General features: G+C 68.7%; 12 protein-coding genes and 1 riboswitch. Of the genes, 4 read left to right on the plus strand and 8 right to left on the minus strand.

Translation table 11 applies throughout. The features are described 5' to 3' along the window. The 6 genes from cobW to ACT54R_RS16280 form a co-directional block, all read right to left on the minus strand. On the minus strand, window positions 1-1,035 hold the full coding sequence (cobW, locus tag ACT54R_RS16255) for a cobalamin biosynthesis protein CobW (RefSeq protein ID WP_476327943.1): 1,035 nt from the start codon (window positions 1,033-1,035) through the stop codon (window positions 1-3). Further along, window positions 1,032-1,511 carry a DUF1636 family protein gene (locus ACT54R_RS16260; protein WP_476327945.1) on the minus strand — a complete coding sequence of 160 codons (480 nt, stop codon included), beginning with the start codon at window positions 1,509-1,511 and terminating at the stop codon, window positions 1,032-1,034. The genes cobW and ACT54R_RS16260 overlap by 4 nt, the downstream gene beginning before the upstream one ends. Before the next feature lie 59 nt (window positions 1,512-1,570). After that, a riboswitch (cobalamin riboswitch) is annotated at window positions 1,571-1,766 on the minus strand. Window positions 1,767-2,051: 285 nt separating this feature from the next. Further along, window positions 2,052-4,241, minus strand: a complete 2,190-nt coding sequence (gene glyS / locus ACT54R_RS16265; protein ID WP_476327947.1) for a glycine--tRNA ligase subunit beta — start codon at window positions 4,239-4,241, stop codon at window positions 2,052-2,054. A 107-nt stretch (window positions 4,242-4,348) separates the two neighbouring features. After that, window positions 4,349-5,656 (minus strand): MFS transporter, encoded by a 1,308-nt coding sequence (locus ACT54R_RS16270; protein ID WP_476327950.1) that lies wholly within the window; start codon window positions 5,654-5,656, stop codon window positions 4,349-4,351. Between the two features lie 33 nt (window positions 5,657-5,689). Beyond that, window positions 5,690-7,012, minus strand: coding sequence for an MFS transporter (locus ACT54R_RS16275; RefSeq protein WP_476327952.1), 1,323 nt, complete (start codon window positions 7,010-7,012; stop codon window positions 5,690-5,692). Window positions 7,013-7,093: 81 nt separating this feature from the next. Beyond that, complete coding sequence (locus ACT54R_RS16280) at window positions 7,094-7,999, minus strand: glycine--tRNA ligase subunit alpha (RefSeq protein WP_210254527.1); 906 nt, start codon at window positions 7,997-7,999, stop codon at window positions 7,094-7,096. 236 nt (window positions 8,000-8,235) lie between these two features. Between ACT54R_RS16280 and ACT54R_RS16285 the strand changes: the two genes are divergently transcribed. Continuing rightward, window positions 8,236-8,658: a hypothetical protein gene (locus tag ACT54R_RS16285; protein WP_476327955.1), complete on the plus strand. Its 423-nt coding sequence runs from the start codon at window positions 8,236-8,238 to the stop codon at window positions 8,656-8,658. A 75-nt stretch (window positions 8,659-8,733) separates the two neighbouring features. Here the strand turns inward: ACT54R_RS16285 and ACT54R_RS16290 are convergent, their stop codons facing one another. After that, on the minus strand, window positions 8,734-9,825 hold the full coding sequence (locus ACT54R_RS16290; RefSeq protein ID WP_168458933.1) for a TRAP transporter substrate-binding protein: 1,092 nt from the start codon (window positions 9,823-9,825) through the stop codon (window positions 8,734-8,736). 180 nt (window positions 9,826-10,005) lie between these two features. Further along, window positions 10,006-11,163 (minus strand): Mrp/NBP35 family ATP-binding protein, encoded by a 1,158-nt coding sequence (locus ACT54R_RS16295; RefSeq protein ID WP_476327957.1) that lies wholly within the window; start codon window positions 11,161-11,163, stop codon window positions 10,006-10,008. Between the two features lie 231 nt (window positions 11,164-11,394). On the opposite strand from ACT54R_RS16295, the gene ACT54R_RS16300 reads away from it, so the two are divergent. Genes ACT54R_RS16300 through arsC form a run of 3 tightly spaced genes read left to right on the plus strand, consistent with a single transcriptional unit; the run spans window position 11,395 to window position 12,883 of the window. Then, window positions 11,395-11,757: an ArsR/SmtB family transcription factor gene (locus tag ACT54R_RS16300; protein WP_476327959.1), complete on the plus strand. Its 363-nt coding sequence runs from the start codon at window positions 11,395-11,397 to the stop codon at window positions 11,755-11,757. Continuing rightward, window positions 11,754-12,473, plus strand: coding sequence for an MIP/aquaporin family protein (locus ACT54R_RS16305; protein ID WP_476327961.1), 720 nt, complete (start codon window positions 11,754-11,756; stop codon window positions 12,471-12,473). The genes ACT54R_RS16300 and ACT54R_RS16305 overlap by 4 nt, the downstream gene beginning before the upstream one ends. Next, window positions 12,470-12,883, plus strand: coding sequence for an arsenate reductase (glutaredoxin) (arsC, locus tag ACT54R_RS16310; RefSeq protein WP_476327963.1), 414 nt, complete (start codon window positions 12,470-12,472; stop codon window positions 12,881-12,883). The genes ACT54R_RS16305 and arsC overlap by 4 nt, the downstream gene beginning before the upstream one ends. Window positions 12,884-12,941: the final 58 nt, after the last annotated feature.

Here is a 12,941-nt window from a genome sequence, read left to right on the forward strand (position 1 = left end):
CTAGCCGAGGATGGCCTGTTCCACCGCCGCGCGGTCGAAGCCCTTGAGGCCGATGACCACCAGCGCCCCACGCCGCGCCTCGCCCGCACCCCACGCGCGATCGAAATGGTGCGACACGCGCGGGCCGACACCCTGCACCAGCAAGCGCAGTGGCTTGCCTTCCACGGCGGCGAAGCCCTTCACGCGCAGCACGTCCGGCGTCTCCGCCGCCTTCACCACGCGGGCCGCCAGCGCGGCGGGATCGGCGATCTCGGGAAGGGGCAGGACGATGCTCTCGAACTCGTCGTGGTCGTGGTCTTCCTCGTCGTCGTGATGGGTGCGGCGGGCGTCGATGACGTCCTCCGCGCCGACGCCGAGGCCGAGCAGCACCGCCGGGTCCACCTTGCCGCCCGAGGCGCGCACCAGCTTCACCGCGCGCGGCAAAGCGCCGGCCACCGCCTGCTCCGCCGTGGCGAAGCCGGCCGCATCGAGCAGATCGGACTTGGAGAGGACGACGAGATCGGCGCAGGCGATCTGGTCCTCGAACACCTCTTCCACCGGGTCGTCATGGTCGAGGCTCTCGTCCCCGGCACGCTGCGCATCGAGCGCGGCGAGATCGGGCGCGACGCGCCCCTCGGCCAGCGCCGGGCCGTCCACCACGGCGATCACGCCATCCACCGTCACCCGGCCCTTGATGGCCGGCCACTGGAAGGCCTGCACCAGGGGCTTCGGCAGCGCGAGGCCGGAGGTCTCGATGAGGATGTGGTCCACCTTCGGCGCGCGGGCGAGGATCTGGTCCAGCGCCGGCACGAAATCATCCGCCACGGTGCAGCACAGGCAGCCATTGGCGAGTTCCACGATGCTGGTCTCGTCGCAGCTCTCGATGCCGCAGCCCTTCAGGATCTCGCCATCGATGCCCACGTCGCCGAACTCGTTGACGATGACCGCGAGGCGCTTGCCGCCGGCATTCTCCAGCACATGGCGGATCAGCGTCGTCTTCCCGGCGCCGAGGAAGCCGGTGACGATGGTGCAGGGCACGCGGGCGAGCGAGGTCATCGGGTCTCCTTGCGGGTGAGCGGGGGAATGCGCGCGACCATGCCGCGCTTGAGCACGTCCGGCCGGCCGCGCCAGGGCATCAGGCCATCTTCCGAGCCGGCGAGAAGCGCGGCGCCAGTGAGGAGATCGGCGGCGCTGTCCGGGGCGAGGTCGCCGAACACATAGGTCCAGCCGTCGCGGCGGACCATGGCGGCGGAGAGCGCGCGCTTGCAATTGGCGAGGCAAGAAACGCCCTCAACTGCAACGCCTTCGGGGACGGACGTGGCGCAGGCGGAGGCAAGAAGGCGCGCGCCGTCGCGCTCGGCATCCGACGGGGCGTCATTGCCGGGGGCACGGCAGGTGGTGCAGATGAAGAGGGTGACGGCGGGGGCGGGTTCGCGCGCGGCTTCTGGCGCGCAGCCGGCGTCCGGGCTTTCGGCGCCAGGCTCAGGGCCAGTGCTGTCGGGAATCGCGCCGCGCTCCACCGAAACGTCCACGGGTGCGAGCGCCCGCGCGTACGGGCTCGAAGGGACGCAATACCGGAGCACCCCGCCCGGCGCGGACCTCGTCGAAGGCAGGTCTCCTGGCTCGCGGATCACCGCCCCTGCCGCCTTCCCGGATTGCTCCAGTGGCGTCTGGCAGGGGCTCACCGCCGACAGTTGCGGGGGCAGCCGCGGCATTGGGGGTTTCCCCGCACCGCATTCCCTTTTTCGCCCGTGTGGGACCACGGGACCTTCGACGCCGCCACTAAAGGCAGGGCGGGCGGGATTGTCAAATGAGGGGCGTGGAAACGCTCTCGTGCCCCGGACCAGCGACGGCGCAGCCGGAGCGCCGAGCCGGGGTCCAAGAGCCGTACGTAGGGCAAGAACCGGCCGAACTCCCTCTCCCCTTGCGGGAGAGGGCGGGGGTGAGGGGTCAGCGGCGGCTTCGCAAGGGAAGACGACCGACTGGAAAGCGGCGATATTTACCCCTCGCCCTAACCCTCTCCCGCAAGGGGAGAGGGAACCCGCTTACGATTGGGGAAAGCGCCCCCTGCCCTACCCTTCGATGCGGTCGAAATCGGCGATGCCGCGGGTGGCGGCGCGGATTTCATCGAGCAGCTTCAGGCGGTTCTCGCGCAGCGCGGGATCGGCGTCGTTCACCGTCACAGCGTCGAAGAAGGCGTCCACCGGCTGGCGCAGGTCGGACAGCGCGGTCATGGCGGCCTCGAAATCCTCGGCGGCGACAGCCTTGGAGACGCGGGCCTTCACATCGTCGATGGCGGCGGCGAGGTGCTCCTCCGCCGGCTCCTTGAGCAAAGCGGCGACGGTGGGGCCGGCGAAGGCGCGGCCATCCTTCTTCTCCTCGATGCGCAGGATGTTCACCGCGCGGCGGTAGCCGGCGAGGAGGTTCTTCCCGTCCTCGGTGGCGAGGAAGGCCGCGAGCGCCTCCACCCGGCGGACGACGAGAAGGAGATCGTCCTGCCCTTCGAGGGCGAAGACGGCATCGACGAGATCGTGCCGGGCGCCGCGATCACGCAGGTAGACTTTCAGGCGGTCGGCGAAGAAGGCGAGGAGGTCGATAAGGGTCTTCGTCTTATCGAAATTCAGGCCAGCCACACGATGCGACTGCAAAACGTCATCGATGACTTCAGCTGTTCCCTTTGGGGAATATTTTCCGTCCGACAGGCTGACACTAGCCAAGGCCGAAAGGTCGGCTTTTCCGCCGGCCGCAAAACTAAACACCGAGAGCAGCGGCGCCCGCAGCCCATTCTCTAGCACAATCCTAATCACCCCCAGCGCCGCCCGGCGCAGCGCATAGGGATCCTTGCTCCCGGTCGGCTTCTCATCGATCGCCCAAAAGCCCACCAGCGTGTCGATCTTGTCCGCCAGCGCCACGGCCACAGAGACCGGCGCGGTCGGCACGCGGTCGTTCGGACCCTGCGGCTTGTAATGTTCCTCGCAGGCGGCGGCGACCTCAGCCGGCAGGTTCTCACCCTGCGCGTAGTAGCGGCCCATGAGGCCCTGCAGCTCGGGGAACTCGCCCACCACCTCGGTGAGCAGGTCCGCCTTCGCCACCAGCGCGGCCTCCTCGGCCAGCGCCACCGGCGCGCCGACCTTGGGGGCCAATTCCTTCGCGAGGCGGACGATGCGCTCGATGCGCTCGGCCTGCGAGCCGAGCTTCTCGTGGAAGGTGATGGACTGGAACTTGGGCATGCGGCTCGCGAGGCCGTTCAGCCGGTCCGTATCCCAGAAGAATTTCGCGTCCGACAGGCGGGCGCGGATGACGCGCTCGTTGCCGGCGACGATGGCCGCGCCGCCGTCCGAAGCAACGAGGTTGGAGATGAGGATGAAGCGGTTGGCGAGGCGCCCGGTCCTCGGGTCCTTCAGCACGAAGCACTTCTGGTTGGCGCGGATGGTGGCGCGGATCACCTCGTCGGGAATGTCGAGGAAGCGCTCCTCGAACGATCCCATGAGCACCACGGGCCATTCCACGAGCCCGCACACCTCGTCCAGCAGCCCCTCGTCCTCCACCAGCTCAAGGCCGGCGGCGAGGGCCAGGTCCTTGGCGTCGTTGAGGATGATTTCCTTGCGGCGGTCGCGGTCGGCTACCACCTTGGCGGCCTCCAGCTTCGCCATCCAGTCGTCCAGCCGCTTCACGGTGAAGGGCTCGGGCGCCAGGAAGCGGTGGCCGCGGGTGACGTTGGAGGCCTCGATGCCGTCCACGGAGAAATGCACCACCTCCGGCTCGTCCCCCTCCGCCCCGAAGGTGGCGACGATGGAATGGAGCGGGCGCACCCAGCGCAGCGTGCCGGTTCCCCAGCGCATGGACTTCGGCCAGGGAAACTTGCGGATGATGTCGGGCACGATCTCGGCCACCACCTCGGTGGTGGCGCGGCCGGGCTTTTCCACCACGGCCACGTAGAAATCACCCTTCTTGGGGTCGGACTGGATGGTCGCCTGATCGAGGGAGGCGAGGCCCGCGCTTTTGAGGAAGCCGGCCACCGCCTGGTCGGGCGCGCCCACGCGCGGGCCCTTCTTCTCTTCCTTCTGGTCCGCCTGACGGCCGGGCAGGCCGTGCACCGCGAGCGCGAGGCGGCGCGGCGTCACGAAGGCCTTCGCGCCCTCATAGAGCAGGCCGCGCTCCACCAGAGCGTCGGTGACGAGCTTCTTCAGCGCGTCGGCCGCCTGGGCCTGCATGCGGGCGGGGATTTCCTCGGAGAAGAGTTCGAGCAGAAGATCAGGCATCGGTTCGGGCTCGTCCTCCCCATGCGGGGAGGCTGGCGCTTGCGCGCGGCGGGTGAATTTCGGGGCCTGTGCTAGTTCGTTTCGGCCGCCGCGTCGAGGGGGCGGGCTCAGTCGAGGGACCGGCCGCGCATCTCCTTGAGCCCCAGCGCGGCGAGGAAGGCCACGATGCCGCCGCCGATCATGTAGAAGGCCGGGGCCATGGCATCGCCGGTGAGACTCACCAGCAGCACCGCCACCATGGGCGCCGTACCGCCGCCGAGGCCGAGGCCGAGATTCCAGCTCAGCCCCACCGCCGTGCAGCGGGTGTGGCGGGGAAACATCTCCACCAGCGCCACCGCGATGGGCCCGCCATAGATGGAGACGATCACCGCGAAGCCGAGCTGTCCCAAAAGCGCCAGCCCCGTCGAGCCGGACTGCAGCAACAGGAACAGCGGCCACGTGAAGACGGCAAGGCACAGAAATCCGCCGACGATCAGCGGCTTCCTGCCGATGCGGTCGGAGAGCGCGGCAAAGCCGAGGCAGCCGGCCATCACCACCGCCATGCTCACGGCGTTCAGCTCCAGCGCCACATGGGGCGTGAAATGCTCCTGCTGCTGGAGCCATGTGGCGAGATAGACGAAGGAGAGGTAATAGGCGATGCCCAGCACGATGTTGATGAGCGTCGCCCGCAGGATGCTGCCGCCGTTCTCGCGGAAGGCTTCCACCACCGGCAGGGTGGGCCGATGCACCGGCTTCACGTCCCGCGCCACCGTCCGGCGCAGGATCAGCGCGAAGCCGCCGAGCAGGCAGCCGAGCAGGAAGGGGATGCGCCAGCCCCAGGCGGCAAGGTCGTCCGCCGACATGAGGCCGGAGACCAGCGCCCCCACCGCCGAGCCCAGCAGCATCCCGCCGTTGCAGCCGACGATGACCAGCGAGGTCACCGCCCCGCGCCAGCGCACCTGCGCATTCTCGGCCAGGAACACGGCGGAGGTCATGTATTCCCCGCCCACCGAGAGCCCCTGCGCGAGGCGCAGCACCAGAAGCAGCACGGCGGAGAGCACCCCGGCCGTCTCATAGGTGGGCAGAAGCCCGACGCAGAAGGTGGAGATGCTCATGAGCGCGGCGGAGGACATGAGCGCCGCGCGCCGCCCCATCCGGTCGCCGATATGGCCGAACAGCACCGAGCCAAGCGGCCGCATCAGGAAGGAGGCGGCGAACACGCCGAACACCGACAGCATGGCCGCCGTGGGGCTCGTCTCGGGGAAGAAGTTGCGGGCGAAGATGCTGGCGAGGAAGCCGTAGACGGCGAAATCATACCATTCCAGCACATTGCCGAGCATTCCGGCCGCCATCAGCCGCCGGGAGAGAACGGGCGCGCCCTGCGGGGCCAAGCCCCCGGAAAAGTCGTCCGCCTGCGTGTGCGCTATGCTGCTCATGGATTCCGCCCCCGCTCAGCTCAAGCGTTAGGTCTATTCGGAAGGCGCGTCCAGCACCCGGCCGCGCCGTTCGGTCAGCGCTGCGACGCCCACCAGCGCGACGGCCGCCAGCAGCATCAGGTGGACCGCCGGGGCCATGGTGAGCCCGAGCCCCTTCACGAAATAGGTGGCGAGCATGGGCGCGAAACCGCCCGAGACGCCGATGCCGAGATTCCAGGCAAAACCCATGGCGCTGCAGCGCACCGGCGTCTCGAACAATTCCACCAGCAGCGCCGGCAGCGGGCTCGTCACCGCCGCGGCCAGCACCGAGAAGACGATCTGAGCGGCCAGCACCTCCGGCGGGCTGCCGCCGCGCAGCAGCAGGAACAGCGGCCAGGACAGAAGGACAAAGCCGGACAGCCCCGCCGCCACGATGCGCCGGCGGCCGATACGATCCGAAAGGGCGCCGAACAGCAGGCAGCAGGTGACCGACACGATGAGCGCGAGGGTGGTGAAGGCCAATGCGGTCGCGGGGGCGAGGCCGGCCTCCTGCTCCATATAGGTCGGCAGGTAGACGAAGAGGAGATAGGTGTCGGCGCCGACGAAGAGCGTCACCAGCATGGCGGCGAGGATGGCGCCGCCGGCCTCGCGGAAGGCCCGCTTCAGCGGCAGCCCCTTGGCCTTGCTGCCGCCGCGGTCGCCGGGCCGGGGCCGGCGCAGCAGCAGCGCGATGATGCCGAGCACCGCTCCCAGCAGGAACGGCACACGCCAGCCGAAGGCCTGCATCGCCTCAGCCGAGAGAACCGCGCTCAGCACCGCGCACACGCCAGAGCCCAGCAGCGTCCCCGTCTGCCCGCCCGCCGTGGAGAAGGCCGCCGTGAGGCCGCGATGGCGGGGCACGGCGTGCTCGGCGAGATAGATGGAGGAGGTGGTGTATTCCCCGCCGATGGACAGGCCCTGCAGCAGCCTCAGGATGAGGAGCAGCAAAGGGGCGAGAAAGCCGGCCGTTGCGTAAGTGGGCAACAGGCCGATGCCCACCGTGGCGCAGCTCATCACCGACACCGAGGCGATGAGGGCGATGCGGGGGCCAAACCGGTCGCCCACATGACCGAACAGGACCGCCCCCAGCGGGCGCATCAGGAAGGCCGCGCCGAACAGGCCGAAAGCGGAGATGAGCCCCACCAGCGCATCCTCGGCGGGAAAGAAGGTGCGGGCGAAGATGGGCGCGAGGAAGCCGTAGGAGGCGAAGTCGTACCATTCCAGCAGATTGCCGATGCCCCCCGCCGCAAGCAGGCGCGGCGACGCCCCCGCTGGCCCCGCCTCCTCGGGCGGCGTGAGGCCGGGCAGGTCGCGTCTCCCGGCATCGGTGGCGGTCATGGCGTGTCCGGACGGGCGGTTGCGGCTCCGCTTGAGCTAGCACCCGCGCGACGGTCGGGGCAATCCCTTACCGTTCAGCCCTCAGGCCGCGGCGCCGCCGCCGGCCGTCTTCAGCCAGGCCGCGCCGCAGGCCTTGGCCAGTTCGCGCACGCGCAGGATGTAGCTCTGCCGCTCGGTCACGGAGATCACGCCGCGCGCGTCGAGCAGGTTGAAGACATGGGAGGCCTTGATGCACTGGTCGTAGGCCGGCAGCGCCATCTCGTGGGTCTCGCCCTTGTCGCCGAACGCCAGATACTTGTGGCAGGCCGCCTCGGCCATGCGGAACTGCTCGAACAGCATGGCGGTGTCGGCGGCCTCGAAATTGTGCCGGGAATATTCCTGCTCGGCCTGGAGGAAGACGTCGCCGTAGGTGGTCTTCTCGGCGCCTTCGCGGCCGTTGAAATTCAGGTCGTAGACGTTCTCCACGCCCTGCACATACATGGCGAGGCGTTCGAGGCCGTAGGTCAGCTCGCCGGAGACCGGCGAACACTCGAAGCCGGCCACCTGCTGGAAGTAGGTGAATTGCGACACCTCCATGCCGTCGCACCAGCATTCCCAGCCGAGGCCCCAGGCGCCCAGCGTCGGGCTCTCCCAGTCGTCCTCCACGAAGCGCACATCGTGCAGCTTCAGGTCCACTCCGATGGCCGCCAGCGATTGCAGGTACAGCTCCTGCAGGTTCTCCGGCGAAGGCTTCAGGATGACCTGGAACTGGTAATAATGCTGGAGCCGGTTGGGGTTCTCGCCATAGCGGCCGTCCTTGGGGCGGCGCGAGGGCTGCACATAGGCGGCCTTCCAGTGCTTCGGTCCCAGCGCACGCAGTGTCGTCGCCGGGTGAAAGGTGCCGGCGCCCACTTCCATGTCGTAGGGCTGGAGCACGACGCAGCCCTGGTCCGCCCAGAATCGCTGAAGGGTCAGGAGCAGCGCCTGGAACGAACGGTCGGGGCGCATGTGGGCGGGAAGGCTCGGGTCGATCATTTCAAGAAAGCTCGCAGCAACGTGACCCCGGCGTGCCCTCCCCGGCGGCGCGGGACGAGGGGGGCGGGAGGCGCGCGGACACTAGGCAGAGGGCGGCGCGAATGCAACGTGGCCGCGGCAACTTCGCCTTCGCCGGCTCAAAATCGACTGAACCGAAATGCGGTTTCCGCGGTTGTCATGCCGTGCAGTCAATTGGAGGGAGACCCCGCATGAGCATCGCGAAGTACGCCATCCCCGTCGCCGCCGCTGCCTTCATCGCCATGACCGGCGCCGCGGGCGCCCAGTCCGGCACCGCGCCCGGCAAGAACACGCAGAGCGGCCCGGCGCAGGAAGGCGGCCGCACCCAGGCCACCCCCGGCCCGAGCGGCAGCGGCATGACCGCCCCGACCCCCGGCGTGCCGTCCACCCCGCGCTCGGGCATGTCCGCCGGCCAAGATACCCACAAGGGTCCGGCGCAGGAGGCCGGCCGCACGCAGGCCACGCCGGGCGCCTCGTCCACCGGCAACGGCCCCGCCATGGACACCACCGGAACCGTCGCGCCGCGCTCGGGCATGGCGCCCGGCCAGGATCCGCACAAGGGCCCGGCGCAGGAAGGCGGCCGCACCCAGGCGACGCCCGGCGGCACGCGTTGATCTAACACCAAATGAAAAAGCCCCGGAGCGTCGCTCCGGGGCTTTGCCTTGTCTGGAAATCGACCGCAGTTCGCGTCAGCCGCGGGTGCGGGCGCGCACCATGAAGTCGTCATACGTGAACTCGACGATCTGCCACCACAGATAGGCGTTGTTGCGGAACGTCTTCATGTCCTCGTAGATCTTCTTGAAGTCCTCGTTCTTGCCGCCGATTTCCTCATAGAGCTGCTGGGAGGCCTTGTAGGCGGCGTCCATCACGTCGCTGGGATAGCGGCGCAGCTGGGTGCCGGCCTTCACGAGGCTCTGCACCGATACCGGGTTCTTGGCATCGTAGCTCGCGAGCATGCTCTCGTTGGCCTGCGCCATGGCGGCGGTGAGGATCGACTTGTAGTTCTTCGGCAACTCGGCGAGCTTGTCCTGGTTGACGAAGAAGTTGAGGGCGGCGGAGCCCTCCCACCAGCCGGGGAAGTAGTAATACTGCGCGACCTTGTAGAGGCCGAGCTTCTCGTCGTCATACGGGCCGACCCACTCGGCCGCGTCGATGGTGCCCTTTTCCAGCGCGGGATAGATGTCGCCGCCGGCGAGCTGCTGCGGCACCACGCCGAGCTTGGCGAGCACCTGGCCGCCGATGCCGGCGATGCGCATCTTGAGGCCCTTGAGGTCCTCGACCGTCTTGATTTCCTTGCGGAACCAGCCGCCCATCTGGCCGCCGGTGTTGCCGCCCGGGAACATGACGACGCCGTACTTCTTGTAGAATTCGTTCAACAGGTTCATGCCGTTGCCGAACAGGAACCAGGCGTTGATCTGGCGGGCGTTGAGGCCGAACGGCACGGCGGTGCCGAGGCCGAAGGTCGGGTCCTTGCCCACGTAGTAATAAGACGCCGAGTGGCACATCTCGACGGTCTTGTTGGTGGTCGCGTCGAGGGCCTGCAGGCCGGGGACGATTTCGCCCGCCGCGAACACCTGAATCTGGAACTTGCCGTCGGTCGCGTCAGCCACCTGCTTCGCCATCAGTTCGGCGGCGCCGTAGATGGTGTCGAGGGACTTGGGGAAGGACGAGGTGCAGCGCCACTTCACTTCCGGCGCCGACTGCGCGATCGCCGGCATGGCCACGGCTGCGGAAGCGGCGACACCCGCGCTGGCGGCGGTGAGGAACTCACGGCGTTTCATGGAGAACTCCCTGGGGCTCTTTCAACGCAGCGCCGCTTCTGGGGCGGGCCGTCGTACCGCTTTTAGAGCAGCCGCCCCTCCGGCTCAACGCAGAGGAAGGGATGAAACGCAGCCCGCCGGGGAAAAAATGCCCCGGCGGCTCAAAATCACGGCACCGCACCGGTCGGCGCCGATGGCGCGTCACTCGATGACGATACGCGGCGCCTGCCGGGTCTGGGCGGCGGCCTTGTCGAGGGCCGCCTTCACGCCGGTCGCCACGTGCCGGTAGGCGTCCGCCTGCGGGCTGTCGGGATCGGAGACGAGGATCGGCAGGCCGGCGTCCGACATTTCCCGGATGCGCATGTGGAGCGGGATCTCGCCGAGGAACGGCACGCCCATCTTGTCCGCCTCCGCATGGGCGCCGCCATGGCCGAAGATGTCGGACCGTCCGCCGCAATGGGGGCAGACGAAGTGCGACATATTCTCGACCACACCGAGGATGGGCACGTTCACCCGCTCGAACATGGCGACGCCGCGCCGCGCATCGATGAGCGCCAGATCCTGCGGGGTGGAGACGATGACCGCGCCGGCAAGGTTCACCTGCTGCGCCATGGTGAGCTGTGCGTCGCCGGTGCCGGGGGGCATGTCCACCACAAGCACGTCGAGCGGACCCCACTTCACGTCCTTCAGCATCTGGGAGATGGCGGACATGACCATGGGGCCGCGCCAGATCATCGGCGTGTCTTCCTCCACGAGGAAGCCGATGGACATCAGCTGAAGGCCGAAATTCTCCAGCGGCAGCATGGTCTTGCCGTCCGCCGTGGTCTCCGGCTTCTGGGCGACGCCGGTGAGGCGCGGCACCGAGGGGCCGTAGATGTCGGCGTCGAGCAGGCCGACCTTCAGGCCGAGATCGCGCAGCGCGAGCGCGAGGTTGATGGAGGTGGTGGACTTGCCCACGCCCCCCTTGCCCGAGGCCACGGCGATGATGGAGGCAACGCCCGGCACGGCGATGCCGCGCGGCGCAGGGGCTCCTCCATGGGCTCCACCATGGGCGTGCCCGTGACCGTGGCTGTGCGCGGCCGGGGCCGCCGGCGCCTGCTTGCGCTCGGCCGTGAGGGTGACGAGGGCCGAGGCAACGCCCGGCAGCGCCTTCACCGCGTTCTCGGCGGCGATGCGCACATCCTCCCACGCCCGCGCCTGGGCCGGATCGATGTTGATGGAGAGATACACCTTGCCCGACGTGACCACGACGCCGGACAAGGCCGGCGAGACGGACAGCGCCACGCCCTCGGGCGTGCGCACCTTGGCCAAAGTGGAACGGACGGTGTCCTCGGAAAGCTCGGCCGTGTGGCTCATCATGTCACTCAACTCCCCGGCCGGGCGACGCGCATGTGGGGCAGGCGCGGAGGCCGGACTGGAATGATTTGAAATCATCTTCTGATTCGCACGAGAGCCGACGACTGCAAAGCCCGACATATGAGCGCTGATTAAACGCTAGGCAGCACAGCCTTCGTCTCCCAGCCTTCGTCTCTCGAGGTTTCTTTTAGTCCGGCTGTTGCGGAAGGGCCAGACTTCCATTATTCATGAAATATGGAATTAAAGCAGGCCGTCCCGGTCTTCTCCGCCCTTGCCCATGAGGGTCGCCTCAGTGCGCTGCGCCTCCTCGTGGAGGCGGGGCCGGCGGGGCTTGCGGCCGGCGAGATGGCCCGGCGGCTCGGCATTCCCCCGAATACGCTTTCGGCCAGCCTTTCCGTGCTCGCCCATGCCGGGCTCGTGTCGTCGCGCCGCGACGGCCGTTCGATCATCTATGCGGCGCAGTTCGAGACGGTGGGCGATCTCATCGCCTTTCTCACCGACAAGTGCTGCGGCGGCCGGCCCGAGCTGTGCGCGCCCTCCACCAGCGAAGCCGGCGCCTGTGCCCCGAAGCTGCCCGCGGGACCACAGGCCTCATGAACCAGATCACCCCGCCCGCCAGTGCTTTCGCCCGCGAAGCCGCACCCGCCTTCGATCTGCCCCGTCGCCTCGCGGCGGAAACGCTCGGAACGGCGCTTTTGCTCGCCATCGTCATCGGTTCGGGCATCATGGGCGAGCGGCTGGCGGGCGGAAACACGGCCATCGCCCTCCTCGGCAATACCCTCGCCACCGGCGCCGGGCTCGTGGTGCTGATCACCGCCTTCGGCCCGGTCTCCGGCGCGCATTTCAATCCGGCGGTGACGCTGGTGTTCGCGCTCCGGCGGGAAATCGGGTGGGGCGCGGCCGGCGCTTATGTCGCGGCGCAGCTGGCCGGGGCGGTTTTGGGCGTGCTCGCCGCCCACGCCATGTTCGCCGAGCCCATGGTGCAGATCTCTGGCAAGCTTCGCGACGGCGCGGCGCAGGGCTTGTCGGAGGCGATCGCGACCTTCGGCCTCGTCACGGCGATCCTCGCCACCGCGCGGGCGCGGCCGCAGATGGTGCCGGCGGTGGTCGGGCTCTACATCACCTCGGCCTATTGGTTCACGGCGTCCACCTCGTTCGCCAACCCGGCGGTGACGCTGGCGCGCAGCCTCAGCGATACGTTCGCCGGCATCGCGCCGCAGTCCGTTCCCCTCTTCCTGCTCGCCCAACTGGCGGGCGCTCTCGCCGCCGCGGCCCTGTGCGGCTGGCTTTTCCGCGAAAGATCAAGCCGATGAGCGATTTTCCGATCACCATCTATCACAACCCGCGCTGCGGCACCTCGCGCAACACCCTCGCCATGATCCGCGCCGCCGGCGTCGAGCCGACGGTGGTCGAGTATCTGAAGACGGGATGGACCAGGGCGCAGCTCACGGACCTCGCCACCGCCACCGGCGCGCCCCTGCGCGACCTGCTGCGGGCCAAGGAACCCCTCGTCGCCGAGCTGAAGCTGTCCGAGCCCGGCGTGACGGACGCGCAATTGCTCGACGCCATGGTCGAACACCCCATCCTCGTCAATCGTCCCATCGTGGTGACGCCCAAGGGCACGCGCCTGTGCCGCCCGTCGGAACTTGTGCTCGACCTTCTGGAGACGCCGCCGGAAAGCTTCACCAAGGAAGACGGCGAAGTGGTGCAGCGCGCCCGCTAGGCGGACGGCAGGCGGGGCTGCGATTGGTACGGGAAATGCTTGGCTCACGTCCCTTGTC

It is taken from the genome of Xanthobacter sp. DMC47, from assembly GCF_056313845.1.